Here is a 20219-nt window from a genome sequence, read left to right on the forward strand (position 1 = left end):
CTGGCTATTTGTTCAAAAAACTGGAGCCACTTCTCTTATTGCTGCTGTCTGGGCCCTGGGCGATGCGCTGCTCGGTCAGCGCATCGATGGCGCTGAGGTCGGCATCGCTGAGCTGGCCCGTGGCCTGGCGCAGCCTGAGCTGGCCCATGAGCAGGGCGTAGCGCGCGAGCGCGAGATCGCGCCGTGTCTGGTAGAGCTGGCTTTGGGCGTTGAGCACGTCGATGTTGATGCGCACGCCCACCTGATAGCCGCGCTGGTTGGCTTCCAGTGCGCTCTGGCTGGAGGCCAGGGCGGCTTCCAGCGCCGTCACCTGGGCCTGACCCGACTGCACGCCGAGAAAGGCCGTGCGCGTGTTCTGCTCCACGCTGCGCCTGGCCTCATCGAGCTGGGCCCGGGCCTTGTCCTCCAGGGCCAGGGTTTCCTGGATGCGGTTTTGCACTGCAAAGCCTGCAAACAGCGGCAGGTTCATGACCACGCCTACGCTGGCTGCACGGCCCGTATAGGGCACAGGCACGGGCGGGGTGATGCTGCCTTCGGGGTAGCGGTTCATGCCGGCGCCGGCCTGCAGGTCCACGGTGGGCTTGTGGCCGGCCTCGGCCTTGCGCGTCTCCATCCGTGCGATATCCAGTGCCACCTGCGCCTGGTGCAGTTGGGGCTGGTGGGCCAGGGCCAGATCGACCCAGCTTTGCGCATCCGCAGGCGCCAGCGGCGCGAGCGTGAGCGGCGCGGCCAGCGGGCGCGGCCGAACGCCGGCCGAGCCCACGATCTGCTCCAGCGCCAGGCGCTTGACTTCGAGCTCGTTGCTGGCTGCGATCTCCTGGGCAAGGCTCAGGTCGAAGCGCGCCTGGGCCTCGCGGGCATCGGTGATGGTGGCCGTGCCGAGTTCGAAGTTGCGCTGGGCCGAGGCGAGCTGCTCGGCAATGGCCTGCTTTTGCGCGCGGACCACGGCCAGGCTGTCCTGGGCACCGAGCACGTCGAAATAGGCCTGGGCCACGCGCACCAGCAGGGTCTGCTCGCCGCCTGCGAGCTGGGCTTGGGCTGCATCCAGGCTGCGCTGGCCTTGCTCATAGGCAATCTTGTTGGCAGGGCGGTACAGCGGCTGCTGGGCGCTCAGCTGGAAATTGCGCAGCGGCTGCGAGGTGGTGCCCGGCGCGATATTGGTTTTCGAATGCTGTTCGCTGACCCCGGCCTGCAGCCCCACGCTGGGAAGCAGCCCGGCACGCGCCTGCTCGGCCCGGCTGGCGGTGGCGCGCGCATCGGCCTGCTGGGCCTGCCACTGGGCATCGAAGCCCCTGGCCCGCGCCACGAGCTCGGACAGGGTGTGCGTGACCGGGGTGGGATCGGGTGCGGCCTGAGCCAGACTCAGCAGACTGCCAAGGCCCAGGCAGGCCAGCCAGTGCAGGGCGTGCGATCCGCGCACATGGGGCAGGGCTGCGGGGACGGCGCTGGGCGGAAAAGACCGGGGCATGGGCATGGGGGCTTTCGCTTCAAGAGAGGGCAAAACACGTGGGCTGGGCCGGAGCCGTTCTGGCGCTCATGCGTGGCGCTGTTTTTTCTTGCGCGGCCCATGCCATGGCGGCTGGGCTGGCATGTATCTCAATACCGGGGCACGCGCGGATCACGCTCGCGCGACCAGGCATCGATGCCGCCGGTGATGTTCACCACCTGCTCAAAGCCCTGCTGGAGCAAAAAGGCCGCCACATGCATGCTGCGCACGCCGTGGTGGCACAGGCAGGCCACGGGGTGGTCGGGGTCTAGCTCCTGCAGGCGCGAAGCAAGCTCTCCCATGGCAATGCAGCGCAGCTCGAAGCCCTGGGGCTGGATGCTGGCCAAGCCCTGCTCCCAGGGCTCGCGCACATCCAGCACCATGGGCAGGTCAGGGCCGTTGTGGCGAGCCAGCCAATCTTCGAGTTGGGCGGGAGGGACTTGCTCGACCATGAAAACATCCTTGCTCTAGGCGTGGTGCGGACCTTGAGTGGCCCGCAGGGGGTCAGAAGTTGAAGCGCGAAGGCTCGTCGAAATTCGCCAGGCGAGCGGCGACCAGATCCCAGGGCTGTAGTGTCTGGACTTGCTGGCCGTTCTTGGTCAGCAGCGTGAAGCACATCACGGGCAGCTGACCCACGATGGCGCCCAGGCGGCCGCCGTCGGCCAGCTTGTCGATGAGGAACTGGGGAACCTGGGCCACCGAGCCGCTGAGCACGATGGCATCGAACTGCTCCGGTGCCACGTCCTGCACCGAGGCCGAATCGGCACCGTCAGCCTGGATCACGCGCACGTTTTCCACGCCTGCACCCAGCAGGTTCTCGCGTGCCATCTCGGCCAGCTCGGGCTCGATCTCCAGGCTTACGACTTCCTTGGCCATGGCCGCGAGCAGGGCCGCCATATGGCCCGAGCCCGCACCGATCTCCAGCACCCGGTCCGTGGACTTGAGCTGCAAATCCTGCAACATGCGCGCTTCCACGCGCGGGGCCAGCATGCACCAGCCCTTGTCGACCGCCTCATCCGGCGTGCCTTGCAGAGGGATCTCCAGATCCATGAAGGCCAGGCTCGCATGCTCGGGCGGCACGAAGTCCTCGCGGCGTACCTGGTCGAGCAATTCCAGCACCTGTTCGTCAAGCACGTTCCAGGGGCGGATTTGCTGCTCGATCATGTGATAGCGCGCCTGGGCATTGGTGTCGTGCAGATGGGCCGAGCTGTTCAAAGGCAGGGGCATAAGAGAATCTCCGGGAAAGACGTATCAGGGCAAATCCTGGGATTCTACGAGGCATCGCAGCGCTTGAAGGAACTGCCCGACCATGTAGCCCCTGTTTTCGCGGTTTGGGTGGCGTCGATCCAGCGTCCGAAATGCCTGCGGCCACCTGCATCGGCAGCATCTGCAGGCTGCTGGAACATGCAGGACGTAGAGGCAATCTCTGCCATGTCAAGTCCCGATTGGTTATAAACACGTTCTTAGAGTGCTCCCTCAAGCCTGATGGCCTGTGCGGCCTCATGCACCAGCACCGGCCCGCGGTAGATCAGGCCGCTGTAGATCTGCACTACGTCGGCGCCTGCGCGTATCTTGCTGACCGCATCCGCGCCGCTCATGATGCCGCCCACGCCGATGATGGGAAAACGGCTGCCCAGGGCCGAGCGCAGTTGGCGTATGACCTGGTTGCTGGCTGCTAGTACGGGGGCTCCCGACAGACCGCCGGTTTCCTCGGCGTGAGGCAGGCCTTTGACGGCCTCGCGGCTGATCGTGGTGTTGGTGGCGATCACTCCGTCCATGCCGTGACGTTGCAGCGTGGTGGCGATCACACCGACTTGCTCCTCGTCGAGGTCGGGCGCAATCTTCACGAACACGGGCACGCGCCTGCCGTGCTGGCTGGCGAGCTGTTCGCGGCGCTCTGCAATGGCCGAGAGCAGGCCGTCCAGTGCCTCATCGCTTTGCAGGGCGCGCAGATTCTTGGTGTTGGGCGAGCTGATGTTGACCGTCACATAGTCGGCATGAGGGTAGACACCATCCAGGGCCAGCAGGTAGTCGTTATTTGCCTCTTCGATGGGCGTGGCTGCGTTTTTGCCAATGTTCAAACCCAGCAGCATGGACTTGCCCTGAGCCCTGGCTCGGGAGCGGCGCACATTGGCGATAAAGGCCTCCAGTCCTTCGTTGTTGAAGCCAAGGCGGTTGATCAGCGCATTCTTTTGCGGAATGCGGAACATGCGTGGCTTGGGGTTGCCGCTCTGGGGGCGCGGCGTCACGGTGCCCACTTCGACGAAGCCGAAACCCATGGCGGCCAGCGCGTCGATGCAGCGTGCATTCTTGTCCAGGCCCGCAGCCATGCCCACGCGGTTGGGGAATTTGAGGCCGGCGAGCTCCACGGGGTCGTTGACCAGGGGCTGGGACCAGGCGCATTGCAGCGGCGTGTTCTGCCCCTTGGCGAGCATGTTCATGGTCAGCTCGTGGGCGGATTCGGGGTCCATGCCGAAAAGAAAAGGACGGGTGAGGGCGTAGGGGATCAAGGACATGGGGATAATTGCAGCAATTGCCTGGATTCTCTCCCATGACGACACCCACTGCCTCCATTGCCTCCTATTCCCAAGATGAACTCAAAGCCCTGGTCGGCCAGGCCGCCCTGGCCTATGTGAAACCCGGAGAAATCGTGGGTGTGGGCACGGGCTCCACGGTCAACAAGTTCATAGAAGCCCTGGATGGCATCAAAAGCAGTATTGCGGGCGCGGTATCGAGCTCCGAGGCCAGCACCGAGCGCCTCAAGGCCCTGGGCATTCGCGTCTTCGATGCCAATGAGGTTTCCAGCCTGTCTGTCTATATCGACGGTGCCGACGAGATCGACGGCCAGGGCTTCATGGTCAAGGGCGGTGGCGCGGCGCTCACGCGCGAGAAGATCGTGGCCGCCCTGGCGCGGCGCTTTGTCTGCATTGCCGATGCGTCCAAGCTCGTGGACAAGCTGGGGCGCTTTCCTCTGCCCGTGGAAGTCATTCCCATGGCCGTAGGCCAGATTGCACGCCGTTTCGAGGCCATGGGCGCCAAGGCCACTTTGCGCCTCAAGGACGGCGCAGCCCTGGTCACCGACAACGGCCAGCATATCCTGGACGTGCAAGGCCTGGAGATTGCCGAGCCCTTGGCTTTCGAGTCCGAAGTCAACCAATGGCCTGGCGTGGTCACCGTAGGTGTGTTCGCCCATCAAAAGGCTTCGGTCTGCCTGCTGGGCACGCCCGAAGGCGTGAAGACGCTGGAGTATTGAAGACCCCGAGAGCTGCTGGCAGCTCTTTCATCGTGAAATGGGGGGAGGCGTCGAGGTCGGGCACCACGACCTGCTCTGAGATTGCTATCTCCTGCTTGAGTTTTCTGGCCTGGTAAACCTGAATAAAACCCGGCTTCTCTCGCTGTTTGATCCTGCATCAGCGGGCGATGCGGACATGCCCGGCAAGCTTCTGTTCAAGCCTCAGACGATAGCTTTTTTGCTTGCCTTGTTGTCGCTGACCGTGATCGTGCTGCTGGCTCTGGGCGCCCCTGAGCATGCTTTTTTGAGGCGCGGTGCGTGCACCAGCACTCTCAGAAAATCAGCCCGGCCGGGTTGTCCTTGCTGGACCCTGGCTTGCTGGCCGCTGGCGGGGCAGTGTTGGCCGGGGCAGCGGGTGCCACAGGTGCACTCTTGGGCACTGACCTGGTCTCGGGTTGGGTCAAAGGCGTGGCGGATGGCGCGCGGTACCGGGGCGGTAGCTGGGAGCTGGCGGGGTAGCCGGCAGCGTCCAGATACTGGGTCCATTCCTGGGCGCCAAAGCCTCGCAGGTGCTGGCTGCCCAGGGTTGCAAAGGGCAGGCTGGTGTCGCCGCTGATCTTTTGCAGCGCGGCCTGGTCGGCGGCGGTCAGTATCAGGCGCTCGTTGAAAGGAATGCCCCGGTTCCTGAGCAGTTGGCGTGCTTGATCGCAGGGGCTGCAGTCGCTGCCCGTGTAGAGCGTCATCGGGTAGCGGCCGACCACCTGGCGCAGGGCATAGGGCAGGTCGTTGGCCGCACTGCCCGGGCTGGACGGCTGGGCTACCGGAGCGGAGGCGCTGTCCTGCCTCTCCGGACGGTCGGAAAAAGTCACGCGCCCATCGGGGCCTACGTGGCGGTAAACCGTTTGCGCGTTTGCGCTGGGCAGGGCTGGGACTGCGAGGATCAGGGCGGCCAGCAGGCCGGCGGGCAGTTTCAAGGCTGCGTTTGTCATGCGTTTGCTCGGCATGTGGGCTCAGGCCTGGGCCATGCCTTGATGGCGTAGCAGGGCATCGAGCTGGGGCTCGCGGCCACGGAAGGCTTTGAAGGATTCCATGGCCGGGCGGCTGCCGCCGGCTTCCAGGATGGCCTGGCGGTATTTGCGTCCGGTCTCGGGGTTGGGCGAACCATCGGCCAGGGCGCTTTCCTCGAAGGCCGCATAGGCATCGGCGCTGAGCACCTCGGCCCATTTGTAGCTGTAGTAGCCGGCCGCATAGCCGCCCGCAAAGATGTGGCTGAAGGTATGGGCCATGCGGTTGTAGGCCGTGGCCGGCAGCACGGCGACTTCGGCGCGCACCTGGGTCAGCAGCTGCATGAAGTCGGCCTCGGGCTGGTGCTCGGTGTGCAGCAGCATGTCGAACAGCGCGAACTCGATCTGGCGCAGGGTCTGCATGCCGGACTGGAAGTTCTTGGCCGCAATCATCTTGTCGTAGAGCGCGCGTGGCAAGGGCTGACCCGTGTCCACATGGGCCGTCATGTGCTTGAGCACGTCCCATTCCCAGCAGAAGTTTTCCATGAACTGGCTGGGCAGCTCCACCGCATCCCACTCCACGCCCGAGATGCCCGAGACATCGCGCTCGTTGACCTGGGTGAGCATGTGATGCAGGCCGTGGCCTGTTTCATGGAACAGCGTGATCACGTCGTCATGCGTGAGCAGCGGCGGCTTGCCATCCACGCCGGCCGCAAAGTTGCAGACCAGGTGGGCCACAGGGGTTTGCAGTTGCTGGGTGTCGGGGCGCAGCCAGCGTGTGCGCACATCGTCCATCCAGGCGCCGCCACGCTTGCCCTTGCGAGCCGAGGGGTCCAGATAGAACTGGCCTACGAGCTCGCTGCCTTGGGGGCCTGTGCGCTCTATGCGGTAGAACTCCACGCCCGGGTTCCAGGCCGCTGCCTCGTCGCGGCGGATGCTGACCTCGAACAAGGTCTCGACGATCTTGAACAGGCCTGCCAGCACTTTGGGAGCGGGAAAGTATTGCTTGAGCTCCTGCTCGCTGAAGGAGTAGCGCGCCTCCTTGAGCTTCTCGCCGATGAAGGCCCAGTCCCAGGGCTGGGGGTCGGTGATGCCCAGATCCTGTTTGGCGAAGGTGCGCAGATCGGCCACGTCTTTTTCGGCATGGGGGCGGGCACGACGTGCGAGATCGTGCAGAAAGTCAATGACCTGCTTGGGCGAGTCGGCCATCTTGGGCACCAGCGAGACTTCGCCGAAATTCGCATAGCCCAGCAGTTGCGCTTCTTCGAGGCGCAGGGCCAGGATTTCCTTCATCACGGCGGTGTTGTCAAAGCGCTGGGCATCGCCCTGGGCCTGGTCGGAGGCGCGTGTCACATAGGCGCGATAAAGCGTCTCGCGCAGCGCACTGCTCTTGGCGAACTGCATCACGGGCAGGTAGCAGGGCATCTTGAGCGTGAGCTTGAAACCGGGCTTGCCATCGGCTTCGGCGGCTGCGCGGGCAGCCTGTTGCACGTCATCGGGAACGCCGTCGAGCTCGTCCGCCGTGGCGTAGTAGGCAAAGGCGTCGGTGGCGTCCAGCGCGTTCTCGCTGAATTTCTGCGCGAGCTCGGCCGCGCGCGCCTGGATTTGCGCAAAGCGCTCCTTGGCCTGGCCCTGCAACTCGGCGCCCGAAAGCACGAAGCCGCGCATGGCGTGATCCCAGGCCGCGCGCTGCTCCTTGTTGAGGCTGGCAGGATCGATGGCCTTGTATTTCGCGTACAGGCGCTCGTCGGCGCCCAGGCTGGTCCAGAACTCGGTGACCTTGGGCAGCGCCTCGTTGTAGGCTGCGCGCAGCTCGGGCGTGTCGGCCACGCTGTTGAGATGGTTGACGGCCGACCAGGCCGTTCCCAGCTTTTCCGTGGCCACGTCCAGCACGGCGGATATGGCCTTCCATTCGGCTGGAAAGTCCGCTGCCGTCACGGTCTCCAGCGCCTGGCTGGCACGCGCGAGCAGGGTGTCTACGGCGGGGCCTACATCCGCAGGGGTGATGCGGTCGAACAAGGGCAGGTCGGAGGGGGCAAGCAGGGAATTGGTCATGGCCTGCATTTTGCGCCAACTGGGGATGTTTCAAGGCGTATGGGCAGCTATCGTGCAGATAGCTGTCAGGCTTGCTCCAGCCTGGGGCGCAGGCCTGACCGGGGGTGAGCCCCGTCCCCGGCAGCCCTGCAAGCCGAGGTCCGGGGTATGGCTCCTGTCAGGAGCTCAGGGCTGCGAGCGCGCGCTCGGTGATCTGCTCCACCGTGCCCATGCCGCTGATCGCGCGGTAGCGCGGAGCGCTGGCCGCATCCTGCTTGGCCCAATCCTGGTAGTAGTCGACCAGCGGACGGGTCTGGCTGCTGTAGACGTCCAGGCGCTTTTGTACGGTCTCCTCCTTGTCGTCCTCGCGCTGCACCAGGGGCTCACCGGTCACGTCGTCCTGGCCTTCGACCTTGGGCGGGTTGAACTTGATGTGGTAGGTGCGGCCCGATGCAGGATGGGAGCGGCGGCCGCTCATGCGCTCGATGATGGCCTCGAAGGGCACGTCGATCTCCAGCACGTAGTCGAGGTTCACGCCAGCCGCCTTCATGGCATCGGCCTGGGGAATGGTGCGGGGAAAACCGTCGAACAGAAAGCCTTGCGCGCAATCGGGCTGGGCGATGCGGTCCTTGACGAGGTTGATGATGAGTTCGTCGCTGACCAGCTGGCCTGCATCCATCACGGCCTTGGCCTGCAGGCCCAGGGGCGTGCCGGCCTTGACGGCTGCGCGCAGCATGTCGCCGGTGGAGATCTGGGGGATACCGTATTTCTGGCAGATGAAGGTGGCTTGGGTTCCTTTGCCGGCGCCGGGAGCGCCCAACAAGATCAGTTTCATGGAGATCCTTGAAGAGTATGTGGAAATTCTTGTAGGGCTTACACAAGCAGGAATGCCGCCAGGGCCCGCATCAGGGGGCTGGCAGCTTGTCTCAACCGGGTTTGTGTAAGCCGTGTCTTGTTCTGTGGCGGGTTGTCCGTGTGGGGCATGAGCGCCGGATTCAATTTTTTGCGCGGGCAAGGATAGCATGCACAAGGCCAACAGAGGCTTACGGCTTGCGCTCCAAGCAATGCAGGGCGCAGGTGCAGGCGGCAGGGGTGACCATCGTGCCTTGTGGGCACTCTTGCCGCGCGATTCTGCCTTGTTCGCCGTGGTACGGCCAGCGGAAAATCAAAAACAATAGCTGGTAGCGCTTGATGGTAAAGAGACTTGCGCAGAAACTCCGTGAATTTGAAGAGGGACCTGCGCTTGCAGCTCATTTTTTTGATAGCAAATCAGGCAAACAGCGCTCGCACGCGTTGCAGGTCTTCGGGCGTGTCGACGCCTGCGCCCGGAGCCTGGCCGCTTATGTGCACAGCGATTGCATAGCCGTGCCACAGCGCGCGCAATTGCTCCAGGGCTTCCATGACCTCGGTGGGCGCGGGTGCTAGCGTTGGAAATTCACGCAGAAACCCGGCCTTGTAGCTGTAGATGCCTATGTGGCGCAGGGGTGCAAAGCCCGCATGGCCGGCGGCCTGGGCCGCGCCCTGCCACCAGGCCTGATCCAGGTGGTCGCGCGCCAAGGGGATGGGCGCGCGGCTGAAGTAGCTGGCCAGGCCCTTGGCATTGCAGACCACCTTGACCACGTTGGGGTTCTGGTAGTCGGCCAGGCTCGCAATCGCATGCGCGGCCGTGCCCATGCTGGCCTCGGGGCGCTGGACGAGCAAATTGGCCACGGCGTCGATGAGGGTGGGGTCGATCAAGGGCTCGTCGCCCTGGACGTTGACGACGATGTCCTCGCCGCTCAGGCTCAGTTGCTCGCAGGCCTCGGCCAGGCGGTCGCTGCCGTTGGCGTGATCGCTGCGCGTGAGAATGGCCTGCACGCCATGCTGCTCGCAGGCAGCGAGGATGCGCGCATCATCGGCGGCCACCACGCAGCGCTGAGCCTTGCTTTGGCTGGCGCGCTGGGCCACGCGCACCACCATGGGCAGGCCGGCAATATCGGCCAATGGCTTGCCCGGCAGGCGGCTTGATGCCATGCGGGCGGGAATCAGAACCGTGAACGGCATGAAAGAAATCCTTGGTTTGAGCAGGTCGTGCTGGTTCGTGATTGGAGACCGCGCCTGGCCTATGGCTCTTGCGCAGTCCATGCCGCTTCAAACTTGCGCAGCTGAAACAGGAGGCAGGGCTCAAGGGCCGCCCCGCAGCGAGGCTGTTGTCTCTCCTTCAGGAGGAGCCTTCAATTTCCTCGTCTTCCAATGCGCGGGCTTCGTTTTCCAGCAGTACAGGAATGCCGTCACGCACGGGGTAGGCCAGGCGCGCGCTGCGCGAAACCAGCTCCTGACGCTCGCGGTCATAGCGCAGCGGCCCCTTGGTGATGGGGCAGACCAGCAGTTCTAAAAGTTTGGCGTCCATGGTGAGTTCAGGGTTTGGGTGGATGAAAAGCCGGCCGGCAGCCTGCACGGCCCGCAGCTCTCAGGCCGGCTTGCGCTCCAGGCTCTCCAGCCTGGCATCGAGCAAGCTCCAGAAGGCCGGGGGCAACTCCAGCTCCAGGGCCACGGCCCAGGCCTGGGGCAGATTGGTCCATAGCTTGACCGCGTCCTTTTCCGTGCAGATCAGCGCCTCATGGCTCTGGCCCAGGCGCTTGAAGCTCTCAAAATTATAGTGATCGGGCAAGGCCTGAACATGGGCGAGCGCAAGGCCTTGCGCTTGCAGCATGGCGAAAAAGCGCTCGGGCCTGGCAATGGCGGCCACGGCTTCCAGGCGCTGCCCGGCAAATCCGGACAAAGCCATGCGCTGGCCCAGGCCGTTCACGGCCTCGGGTGCAAGCCTGCGCTGCAGCGCGAACAGCGGTGCCGTGCCAGGTGGCTGCGGCGCATCGCCCGCATGCAGGACCGCCGTCACGGGGCGTGGCCAGGGCTCGCGCAGCGGCCCGGCAGGCAGCAGCCAGCCATTGCCGGTGCCTTCGTCGTTGAATACGCACAGCTCTATGTCGCGGCCCATGGCTAGGTGCTGCAGGCCGTCGTCGCTGACGATGACGTCGACCTCGGGGTAGCGTGTGCGCAGGGCACGTACCGCATCCATGCGCCTGGCGGCCACAAACACCGGGCAGCCGCTGGTGCGTGCGAGCAGGGCCGGTTCGTCGCCGACCTCGGCGGCCGGGCTCTGGGGCAGGGCCTCGCGGCAGTCGCGCGTGCTGCGGCCGTAGCCGCGCGAGACGATGCCGGGCCGGCAACCGCGCGCGCGCAGATGCTCTACCACGGCCAGCGTGACCGGGGTCTTGCCCGCACCGCCGGCAATCACGTTGCCGACCACGATCAGCGGCAGGCCCGCAGATTCGGGGCGTTTGCAGCCGCTGTCATAAGCGCGCCTGCGCCAGGCCACGGCGGCTGCGTACACCCGGGACAGCGGCCAGAGCGCACGGGCCACAAGCCCACGGCTGCGCCAGGCGGCCTGCAGGCCCTGGCCTCGCATGGGACGCTTGCGCGCAGGGTTCATGGCGGGCTGGTGCGGGCGGATCAGCGGCGCGCGCCGTCCGATTTCTGGGTGGCGAACGTGATCTGCGAGAGGCCTGCGCTGCGCGCCGCCTCCATGACCGAGACCACGGACTGGTGGGGCGCCATGGCATCGGCGCTGATGATGACCACGCTGTCCTTGCCGGCCACGGCGGCCTCGCCCAGGGCCTGGGTCAGGCCGGCCACGCTGCGCTCATCGACAGTGTTTTTGTTGACCACATAGCGGCCATCGGCCGAAACGCCGACGATGATTTCCTTGGGCCGGTCGCGCTGCTGCTCGGCGTCGGCCACGGGCAGGTTGAGCTGCAGCTCGGTGAACTTGCTGTAGGTGGTGGATAGCATCAGAAAGATCAGCACCACGAGCAGCACGTCGATGAACGGGATCAGATTGATCTCGGGCTCTTCGCGAAGACGATGTCGGAACTTCATGGCAGCAGGGGCTTATGCTTCCTGGGCACGGCACAGATGGCGCATGAACTGCTCGCTGGCCAGCTCCATGCCCAGCAGATAGCCATCCACGCGGGCGCGAAAGTAGCGCCAGAAGATCAATGCGGGAATGGCCACGATCAGCCCGAAGGCCGTGTTGTACAGCGCAATCGAAATGCCCTGGGCCAGCTGCGCAGGGTTGCCCACGCCGGTGGCACCGCCTTGAGAGCCGAAAATCTCGATCATGCCTATGACCGTGCCAAGCAAGCCCAGCAAGGGCGCGGCCGAGGCAATCGTGGCCAGGGCGCTCAGGTGCTTCTCCAGCTTGTGGGCAGCGGCGCGGCCTGCGCCTTCCATCGAGGCCCTGAGCTCTTCCTCGCTGATGTCGGGATGGGACTGCACGGCTTTCAGGCTGCTGGCCAGCACTTCTCCGAGCAGGGAATTCTGTGCCAGTTGTTCGACCACATCGGGCTTGGGCAGACCGCGAGAGGAAACCGAAATTGCCTCGTTCAGCAATTGCGGTGGCGCCACGCGTGCCGTCTTGAGGGCCATGAAGCGCTCGAAGACCAGGGCCAGGGCCAGAATCGAGCAAATGATGAGAGGCCAGATAGGCCAGCCAGCCGCTTGTATGATCGAAAACAAGTTGCGCTCCCCCGCATTGACGCATTGAAAATCCTAGCCGGCGATTATGGCGCAGCCCGAAGCTCGCTCAAGACTGCCGCTATCCTCTGACACCCAATTCCAGCCGGACAAGGCCACGAATGAGGCCCCGTTTAGCATGGATTTCTGTGGATAACTTTGTGATCAAGCAGCGGTGCTTGTCGCGCTTATTACAAAGGACACTTATTATGACACTTTCAAGGTGTCGAAAATTTCAGAAAAATTATTCAAAATCAATGATTTAAGTTTGATTTTGAATAAAGCACTTTCATAAGATCATGCATATGTCTCCAAAAGACGTCTATCCCGATGCTGTGGAGAATCCAGCAAGGCAAATAGCGGGGAAAGCCGCATGAACTCAGGATTCGGGCCTCTGAGTCCAGCAAGCTCGCCCCTGGTCTGGGAGGTCGGCGCCCTATGCAAGGCCATTGGCGATGCCTTGCAGGCGCGCTTCAATCCTGTGGCCGTGCGTGGCGAGATCAGCGGTTTTTCGCGTGCGGCCAGCGGGCACTGCTATTTCAACCTCAAGGACTCCTCGGGTCAGATACGCTGCGCGATGTTTCGTCGTGCGGCCCAGCTCATGGACTTCTCGCCGCGCGATGGCGAGCTGGTGGAGTTACGCGGCCGTCTGGGCGTCTACGAGCAGCGCGGCGACCTGCAGCTCGTGGTGGAAAGCATGCAGCGCGCAGGCCAGGGTGCCTTGTTCGAGCAGTTCCTGCGCCTCAAGGCCAGTCTGCAAGCCCAGGGCCTGTTCGACGAGGCGCGCAAGCGCAGCCTGCCGAGGATGCCGCGCGGCATAGGGCTTGTGACTTCGCTGGGCGCGGCGGCCTTGCACGATGTGGTCACGGCTCTGCGCAGGCGCGTGCCGCACATCCCCGTGGTGCTGGCGCCGGCCCTGGTCCAGGGGCCGCAGGCGCCGGCCTCCCTGATCGCGGCCTTGCAAAAACTGTATGCGCTGGGGGGGGCGGAGCGCACCCGCTCTGGCGATGAGGTGCATCTGGACTGTATCCTGCTCGTGCGTGGCGGAGGCTCGCTCGAGGATCTCTGGGCCTTCAACGACGAGCAACTGGCCCACACCATCGTTCAGAGCCCTGTGCCTTTGATTTCGGGCATAGGCCATGAGACCGACTTTTGCATTGCCGATTTCTGCGCTGACCTGCGGGCGCCCACGCCCACGGCGGCGGCCGAGCTGCTCAGCCAGCCGCGCGAAGTCTGGCTTGGCGCTCTGGGGCTCATGCAGCAGCGCCTGAGCGACGGCGTGCAGCGCCAGCTCGACCGCCAGCAGCAGCGGCTCGACTCCGCCGTGCAGCGCCTTGGCAGGCCCAGTGAGCAACTGGTGTGCAGCCGCAACCGGCTCGACCGCGAAGCCCAGCGGCTGCGCCATGCGATGGCCCTGGGCCTGCAGGTCCAGCGGCAAAAAAACCAATGGCTGGCGCAAAAGCTGCCCCAGGCCGCAAAGCTGATCCTGGAGCGGCGCGAGCAGCACTTGATGCAGCTGCAACTGCGCCTGCAATTGCTGGACCCGCGCCTGATCTTGCAGCGTGGCTATGCACTGCTCACGGATGCCGACGGCAGACCCGTGACCGAAGAGCAGCAGGCCCCGCCCGGAACGGCATTGCGCGCCCAGCTGGCCAAGGGCAGCCTGGACCTGACGGTGACGCCGCCGCGCCTGCTTTGACGGCAGGACTCAACCCCAGAGCGTCAGCCGTGATCTCGCGGCTTGGCGGCAAGAGCCCGAAACTCTTCCTACAATGGCTTGTTCGAGCGAATGGTGAGCTGCACTGCCCCGCATGCAGGGCTTGCCTCGCCCGGCGATCAGGAATTGGACGCGGACCGCGCTGCCGGTGTGGCCCGCAGCAAAAAATTTCAACCACGAAGGATTCACCATGGAACATACCCTGCCTCAGCTGCCTTACGCCATCGACGCCCTGGCGCCTCACTACAGCAAGGAAACCCTGGAGTACCACCACGGCAAGCATCACAACGCCTATGTGGTCAACCTGAACAACCTGCAAAAGGGTACCGAGTTCGAAAGCATGACGCTGGAGGAAATCGTCAAGAAGTCCTCGGGCGGTATCTACAACAACGCAGCCCAGATCTGGAACCACACCTTCTTCTGGAGCTGCATGGCCCCCAATGGCGGCGGCGAGCCCACGGGTGCGCTGGCTGCAGCCATCAATGCCAAGTGGGGCAGCTACGCGGCCTTCAAGGAAGCCTTTGTGAAGTCTGCCGTGGGCAACTTCGGCTCGGGCTGGACCTGGCTGGTGAAGAAGACGGACGGCACGGTCGACATCGTCAACACCGGTGCCGCCGGCACGCCTCTGACCACCGAAGACAAGGCCTTGCTCACGGTCGACGTATGGGAGCATGCCTACTACATCGACTACCGCAACCTGCGTCCCAAGTTCGTCGAGACCTTCCTCGACAAGCTCGTGAACTGGAAGTTTGCCGAGCAGAACTTTGCCTGATAGCCCAGGCGCCGAAAGCACAAAGCCCCGCAAGGGGCTTTTCTTTTGCCTGGACGGCTGCCTGTCTCGCCGGCCCAGGGGGCTCAAGGCTCGCGCAGCGCGGCTTCCGTCGCTTCGAGTGCGTCGATGTCGGACGAGCACAGCAAGGCCTGCAGGCGCTGAAGTTTTTCCTCGGGCCAGGCGTAAACCTGCAGCGCAAGCAGGCGGCGGATGGTGTCCTCCGTGAAGCGCTTTCTGACTTCCCTGGCGGGGTTGCCTGCGACGATGCTGTAGGGCGCGACATCACGCGTCACGACGGCATTGGCTGCGATGATCGCGCCTTCTCCTATCGTGATGCCCGGCATGATCATGGCGCGCATGCCAATCCAGGCGCCGTCGCCAATCGTGGTCGGCCCCTTGGGCTGGTATGAGGCGAGGATGTTGTCGGCAAAAGGGTAAAGGCTGAACCAGTCTGCCCTGTGGGTGTTGTTGCCGCCCATGAGAATCACCACCTCGGCGCCAATGCAGACATAGTCGCCTATGTACAAAGGGTCGATTTCCCACTGGGATTCCCAGTGCTGAAGACTGTAGGCGTCGCCATACAGGTAGCGGACTACGGACTGCTCGAAGCTGCCGCTCCAGGCATCGCTGTAGTAGCTGTGCCGGCCCTTGATGTGGATGTTCTTGTTCTTCACGGTCTCATGCAGCATCTCCACCCTGGACCAGTGCCTCACTTGCTTTTCCTCTGACTTCATTGTCTTCCGTGCCTTGAATTGTTTACCGGGCCATGGTGCCATCGATTTCCTCGTGCCTGCCCAAAGGCCTTGCCGGTGCAGCCGTCGCCCAGGTGCCACAGCATTTTCTGCATGGCAGGAAACGAGGGGTGAAAGTCGCGGTAAACCCCTAAGTCTTCTACAAGACCTATGAATTGAAGCCGGTATGCGCTTAGAATTTTGTATCGTGGGATCGCATTGCAAAATCGTCAAGATCCGTCTGACGGATGCTGGCGAGCCCCCGTGACGCCGCGCCAGTCCATGGCTTGCCATGGACGCAGGCTGGCGACGCTTCCCCCCCTTTACCAACCGAGACAAGAGATGAGTACGCAGCAACCCACCATCATCTACACCCTGACCGACGAGGCGCCGCGCCTGGCTACCGCCGCCTTCCTGCCCGTGGTGCGTGCCTTCGCCGCGCCTGCCGGCATCAACGTCGAGACCAGCGACATCTCCGTGGCCCATCGCATCCTGGGTGAGTTCGCCGACCTGTTGCCACCCGAGCAGCGCGTGTCCAACACCTTGTCCGAGCTCGGCAAGAAGACGCTGCAGGCCGATGCCAACATCATTAAGCTGCCCAATATCAGTGCTTCCGTGGGCCAGCTCGCGGCAGCCATCAAGGAGCTGCAGTCCAAAGGCTTTGCGCTGCCCGACTATCCCGAAAATCCCACGACCGAAGCCGAGAAGGAGCTCAAGGCCCGCTATGGCAAGTGCCTGGGCTCAGCCGTGAATCCCGTGCTGCGCGAAGGCAACTCCGACCGCCGCGCCCCGGCTGCGGTGAAGAACTACGCCAAGAAACACCCGCACTCCATGGGCGAGTGGAAGCAGTGGTCGCAAACCCATGTCTCGCACATGAGCCATGGCGACTTCTATCACGGCGAAAAGTCCATGACCCTGGACAAGGCCCGCGACGTGAAGATGGAGCTGGTGACCAAGAGCGGCAAGACCATTGTTCTCAAGTCCAAGGTCGCACTGCTGGACGGCGAGGTCATTGACTCCATGTTCATGAGCAAGAAGGCCTTGTGCGAGTTCTATGAAAAGGAGATCGAGGACTGCAAGGAGTCGGGCATTCTGTTCTCGCTACACGTGAAGGCGACCATGATGAAGGTGTCCCACCCCATCGTGTTCGGCCACTGCGTGAAGATCTTCTACAAGGAGGCCTTCGAGAAACACGGCAAGCTGTTCGACGAACTGGGCGTGAACGTGAACAACGGCATGGCCAATCTCTACGAGAAGATCGCCACGCTGCCGACCTCGCTGCGCGAGGAAGTCGAGCGCGACCTGCATGCCTGCCAGGAAAACCGTCCGCGTCTGGCCATGGTGGATTCGGCCAAGGGCATTACCAACTTTCACTCGCCCAACGACGTGATCGTGGATGCCTCCATGCCTGCGATGATCCGCTCCGGCGGTACGATGTGGGCCGCCGACGGCAAGCCTTATGACTGCAAGGCCGTGATGCCCGAGTCCACGTTTGCACGCATCTACCAGGAGATGATCAACTTCTGCAAGTGGCATGGCAATTTCGACCCCCGGACCATGGGCACCGTACCCAACGTGGGCCTGATGGCGCAAAAGGCCGAGGAGTACGGCAGCCACGACAAGACCTTCGAGATCGCCGAGGATGGCGTGGCCAACATCGTCGATCTGGCCACGGGTGAAGTGCTCATGAGTCAGAACGTGGAAGAGGGCGATATCTGGCGCATGTGCCAGGTCAAGGATGCGCCTATCCGCGATTGGGTGAAGCTGGCCGTGACCCGTGCCCGCAACTCGGGAATGCCTGCCGTGTTCTGGCTTGACCCCTATCGTCCGCACGAGGCCGAGCTGATCAAGAAGGTCAACAAATACCTAAAGGATCACGACACCACGGGCCTGGAAATCCACATCCTCTCGCAAGTGCGCGCCATGCGCTACACGCTGGAGCGCGTGGCACGCGGCCAGGACACGATCTCGGTGACCGGCAACATCCTGCGCGACTACCTGACCGACCTGTTCCCCATCATGGAACTCGGCACCTCGGCCAAGATGCTGTCCATCGTGCCGCTGATGGCTGGCGGCGGCATGTACGAGACTGGCGCAGGCGGCTCGGCTCCCAAGCATGTGCAGCAACTGGTGGAGGAAAACCATCTGCGCTGGGACTCGCTGGGTGAGTTCCTGGCCCTGGCAGTGTCGCTGGAAGACCTTGGCATCAAGGAGAACAATGCACGCGCGAAGCTGCTGGCCAAGACCCTGGACCAGGCCACAGGCCGGCTGCTGGACGAGAACAAGTCGCCTTCGCGCCGCACGGGCGAGCTCGACAACCGTGGCAGCCAGTTCTATGTGGCCTTGTACTGGGCCGAGGCGCTGGCCTCCCAGACCGAGGATGCGCAACTGGCCTCCAAGTTCGCGGCCCTGGCCAAGACCCTCGCCGAGAATGAGGCCAAGATCGTGGAAGAGATGCGCGTGGTCCAGGGCAAGGCAGCTGACATCGGCGGCTACTACATGCCCGATGTGGCCAAGATGGACGCCGTGATGCGCCCGAGCGCCACGTTCAACAGCGCCATCGCAGCACTGGCCTGAACCTGAGACCCATGGCCGCGTCGTAGCCCTGGGTCTTTGCTGCGCCGCCTTCCTGTGCTGCGGTACAGGATGAAACATGTATGCGATGAGCCAGGCCTAGGCTCGTGCGCATAAAAAAACCGGCTGCCTCGAACAAGGCGGCCGGTTCGCTTTTCAGCCTAGCGGCTTACAGGCCCAGGAACTCGAAAGGCTTGGAGGGCTTGAACTCGCGCGTGGCATCGCCCGAGAAGGTGTGGCTCTGGTCGGCGCCCAGGTCGAGCTTGAGCACCTTGCCGCTCTTGGCGTCGAAGTTCAGGGCCTTGAGATCCACCCAGAAGGTATTCGGCGTGAGCGCCGATTCAAAGAAATACAGCTTGCGCTGGTGGTCGAACACCGTGCGCCAGCGTGTGGAGGAGATGTTGGGCTCCTCGGGCGTGGTGATGCCATAAGGCACGGAGACGTTGCGGATCACGCTGAATACGCTGGCCAGGGTTTTATTCGGGCTCTGGTTTTTGGGCAGGGAATTCACATAGAACGAGGCGCGCGCAAAGCGGTCGGCTGCGCGGTTGGTGCCCGGCAACATGGACAGGCCGCCGATCTTTTCCCAGTAGGCATTGAGCGCCAGTTGCTGCTCGAACACCGGCGAGTTGGTCATGACCTGGTATTTGCGGCTGTGGTGTATTACCGGCTTGCCGCCTATGTATTCGACGATGGCACTGTCGCCGCTGGCGTCCGAGATGGACAGGTGCAGCGTGGTCAGGCGGTTCTCGCCGGGCACCTTGTCGGTGACGATGGTGAAAGGCTGCTGCTCCAGCGCCTTCACTGCTTCCTCCACGGTGGCGAAGTTGTCCAGCACGTACTGCGCCCAGGCGGCAATTGTCAGACCGGGCTTGCTCGATGGGCCGAAATTCGGGTATTGCGACTCCACCAGCCACAGCAGATTGGCGGCGAGGCCGGCTTCATTCACGCCGTCCGTGGTTGAGATGTCGTAGCCCGAAGTGATCACGCTGCCGTACCTGGATGTCCAGCGTAGCGAGTTGGGGCCGGCCTGGCCCGTACGTTCCATACCGCGCGGCATGACCCACAGATTGCTCACAATGTCGGACTTCCAGTCCATGGAGCGGGCCGTGATCACCTGGCCGCTGTCGCCATGAAAGACCAGGCGCGTGCAGGCCACGGCCGTGGAAAACGCAGATAGACCGGCCAGGCCCAGCAGCAGGGCCGTGCTCAGGGGACGCAGGCGCTTGAGGGGAGAAGGCATGGATAACTCCTTGATGCAAGGTCTTGGGGGCGCGCTGCATACTGCAGTCACGAAGGCCTACACGTTCACAGTCGCCCACGTTTGTGGCGAAGGGATTGTGAAGATGTTTCAAAATTTTGCCATGGTAAACGCTATCCGTGCGGGCGCGGTTGGTGGCCTTGCTCCTGAAAAACGTATCCCTTGCTGAGTGTTTCAATACAAGCGAGGAAAACGGAAATGAAAAAGACAGTGCGCACGCGCTATACGCAGGAGTTGAAGCAGGGCTGTGCGTGCGGTGACGGGCAGGTCGCTGGGCGTGGTGGAGCGCTTCAATGGGCGAATTGCTGATGCTCTCAAGGCCCACTACTTCAACAGTGCCGAGGACTTGGAGCAAATGCTGCTGCCCTACGGGGCCTTGTACAACCACCAGTTACCGCAGTCAGCACTGCAAAGCAAAGCACCCATACAGGCCATGGAAAAGTGGCCTCAGACGCATCCAAATCTGTTCAGTAAGTGTCATATATGATCATCCGGGATGCGAAGCTAGTGTCCTGAGTTGGAAATTCATTGAATTTATTGTCTGTCGATTGATCAATCATGTAATGTGGCAACACGACGAGGTGATCATGAGAGGCAGACCCAAGGCGCAACTCGTGCTGAGCAACGCAGAGCGCGAGCAACTCACGACATTGACCCTGCGGCGCAAGACCGCACAGGCGCAGGCACTGCGTGCACGCATCGTGCTGGGTTGTGCCGACGGTATGGAGAACAAGGCGGTTGCCGCTCGCCTGCGCGTGACACCCCAAACGGTTTCCAAGTGGCGCGCCCGCTTCGTTGAACACCGCTTGGACGGTCTGCTTGACGCACCTCGCCCGGGCGCCCCGCGCAGCATC

At 63.3% G+C, this 20219-nt stretch carries 20 protein-coding genes and 1 pseudogene; 7 read left to right on the top strand and 14 right to left on the bottom strand.

The window, feature by feature from the left end; translation table 11 throughout:
* Positions 1–4 precede the first annotated feature (4 nt).
* The 4 genes from G486_RS22505 to G486_RS0115335 all read right to left on the bottom strand — a co-directional run bounded on the left by G486_RS22505 (position 5) and on the right by G486_RS0115335 (position 4002).
* A complete protein-coding gene (locus G486_RS22505; protein ID WP_084455344.1) occupies positions 5–1474 on the bottom strand; it encodes a TolC family outer membrane protein in 1470 nt (489 codons plus the stop codon).
* A 122-nt stretch (positions 1475–1596) separates the two neighbouring features.
* The gene (locus tag G486_RS0115325) at positions 1597–1938 is read right to left on the bottom strand and encodes a rhodanese-like domain-containing protein (RefSeq protein ID WP_027016332.1); all 342 of its coding nucleotides are present in this window, start codon (positions 1936–1938) and stop codon (positions 1597–1599) included.
* 52 nt (positions 1939–1990) lie between these two features.
* Complete coding sequence (locus G486_RS0115330; RefSeq protein ID WP_027016333.1) at positions 1991–2713, bottom strand: protein-L-isoaspartate O-methyltransferase family protein; 723 nt, start codon at positions 2711–2713, stop codon at positions 1991–1993.
* Positions 2714–2949: 236 nt separating this feature from the next.
* Positions 2950–4002: a quinone-dependent dihydroorotate dehydrogenase gene (locus G486_RS0115335; RefSeq protein ID WP_027016334.1), complete on the bottom strand. Its 1053-nt coding sequence runs from the start codon at positions 4000–4002 to the stop codon at positions 2950–2952.
* Positions 4003–4037: 35 nt separating this feature from the next.
* Here G486_RS0115335 and rpiA point away from each other — a divergent pair, with 35 nt between their 5' ends.
* The gene (gene rpiA / locus G486_RS0115340) at positions 4038–4739 is read left to right on the top strand and encodes a ribose-5-phosphate isomerase RpiA (RefSeq protein ID WP_027016335.1); all 702 of its coding nucleotides are present in this window, start codon (positions 4038–4040) and stop codon (positions 4737–4739) included.
* Between the two features lie 311 nt (positions 4740–5050).
* On the opposite strand, the gene G486_RS0115345 is transcribed toward rpiA, so the two are convergent.
* The 8 genes from G486_RS0115345 to G486_RS0115380 form a co-directional block, all read right to left on the bottom strand.
* Positions 5051–5722, bottom strand: coding sequence for a glutaredoxin family protein (locus G486_RS0115345; protein WP_084455346.1), 672 nt, complete (start codon positions 5720–5722; stop codon positions 5051–5053).
* A gap of 6 nt (positions 5723–5728) precedes the next feature.
* Positions 5729–7777 (bottom strand): M3 family metallopeptidase, encoded by a 2049-nt coding sequence (locus tag G486_RS0115350; protein WP_027016337.1) that lies wholly within the window; start codon positions 7775–7777, stop codon positions 5729–5731.
* Positions 7778–7934: 157 nt separating this feature from the next.
* Positions 7935–8591: an adenylate kinase gene (adk, locus tag G486_RS0115355; RefSeq protein ID WP_027016338.1), complete on the bottom strand. Its 657-nt coding sequence runs from the start codon at positions 8589–8591 to the stop codon at positions 7935–7937.
* A 434-nt stretch (positions 8592–9025) separates the two neighbouring features.
* Positions 9026–9799: a 3-deoxy-manno-octulosonate cytidylyltransferase gene (gene kdsB, locus G486_RS0115360; protein WP_027016339.1), complete on the bottom strand. Its 774-nt coding sequence runs from the start codon at positions 9797–9799 to the stop codon at positions 9026–9028.
* Positions 9800–9956: 157 nt separating this feature from the next.
* Positions 9957–10145 carry a Trm112 family protein gene (locus G486_RS0115365; protein WP_027016340.1) on the bottom strand — a complete coding sequence of 63 codons (189 nt, stop codon included), beginning with the start codon at positions 10143–10145 and terminating at the stop codon, positions 9957–9959.
* Between the two features lie 60 nt (positions 10146–10205).
* Positions 10206–11228, bottom strand: coding sequence for a tetraacyldisaccharide 4'-kinase (lpxK, locus tag G486_RS0115370; protein WP_051303585.1), 1023 nt, complete (start codon positions 11226–11228; stop codon positions 10206–10208).
* A 20-nt stretch (positions 11229–11248) separates the two neighbouring features.
* Positions 11249–11674, bottom strand: a complete 426-nt coding sequence (locus G486_RS0115375) for an ExbD/TolR family protein (protein WP_027016342.1) — start codon at positions 11672–11674, stop codon at positions 11249–11251.
* Between the two features lie 12 nt (positions 11675–11686).
* Positions 11687–12313 carry a MotA/TolQ/ExbB proton channel family protein gene (locus G486_RS0115380; protein WP_027016343.1) on the bottom strand — a complete coding sequence of 209 codons (627 nt, stop codon included), beginning with the start codon at positions 12311–12313 and terminating at the stop codon, positions 11687–11689.
* A 370-nt stretch (positions 12314–12683) separates the two neighbouring features.
* Between G486_RS0115380 and xseA the strand changes: the two genes are divergently transcribed.
* Both xseA and G486_RS0115390 read left to right on the top strand, forming a co-directional pair.
* A complete protein-coding gene (xseA, locus tag G486_RS0115385) occupies positions 12684–14009 on the top strand; it encodes an exodeoxyribonuclease VII large subunit (protein ID WP_027016344.1) in 1326 nt (441 codons plus the stop codon).
* Between the two features lie 208 nt (positions 14010–14217).
* Positions 14218–14799 (top strand): Fe-Mn family superoxide dismutase, encoded by a 582-nt coding sequence (locus G486_RS0115390; RefSeq protein WP_027016345.1) that lies wholly within the window; start codon positions 14218–14220, stop codon positions 14797–14799.
* 83 nt (positions 14800–14882) lie between these two features.
* Here G486_RS0115390 and G486_RS0115395 read toward each other — a convergent pair whose 3' ends face one another.
* A complete protein-coding gene (locus G486_RS0115395; RefSeq protein ID WP_027016346.1) occupies positions 14883–15533 on the bottom strand; it encodes a CatB-related O-acetyltransferase in 651 nt (216 codons plus the stop codon).
* 339 nt (positions 15534–15872) lie between these two features.
* Here G486_RS0115395 and G486_RS0115400 point away from each other — a divergent pair, with 339 nt between their 5' ends.
* Positions 15873–18107, top strand: a complete 2235-nt coding sequence (locus tag G486_RS0115400; RefSeq protein ID WP_027016347.1) for an NADP-dependent isocitrate dehydrogenase — start codon at positions 15873–15875, stop codon at positions 18105–18107.
* Positions 18108–18273: 166 nt separating this feature from the next.
* On the opposite strand, the gene G486_RS0115405 is transcribed toward G486_RS0115400, so the two are convergent.
* Entirely contained in the window at positions 18274–19347 is a 1074-nt protein-coding gene (locus G486_RS0115405) for a linear amide C-N hydrolase (protein ID WP_027016348.1), read from the bottom strand.
* Here G486_RS0115405 and G486_RS24065 point away from each other — a divergent pair.
* The 3 genes and pseudogenes from G486_RS24065 to G486_RS0115415 all read left to right on the top strand — a co-directional run.
* Positions 19346–19534, top strand: a complete 189-nt coding sequence (locus G486_RS24065) for a hypothetical protein (RefSeq protein ID WP_156920056.1) — start codon at positions 19346–19348, stop codon at positions 19532–19534. The genes G486_RS0115405 and G486_RS24065 overlap by 2 nt on opposite strands.
* Before the next feature lie 96 nt (positions 19535–19630).
* Positions 19631–19868 (top strand): annotated as a pseudogene (locus G486_RS24605) (integrase core domain-containing protein); the annotation flags it as partial.
* Between the two features lie 84 nt (positions 19869–19952).
* On the top strand, positions 19953–20219 hold a 267-nt coding region (locus G486_RS0115415), incomplete at its 3' end, for a helix-turn-helix domain-containing protein (protein ID WP_027016349.1).

This window comes from Comamonas composti DSM 21721 (genome assembly GCF_000429845.1).
Lineage (GTDB): Bacteria > Pseudomonadota > Gammaproteobacteria > Burkholderiales > Burkholderiaceae_C > Comamonas > Comamonas composti.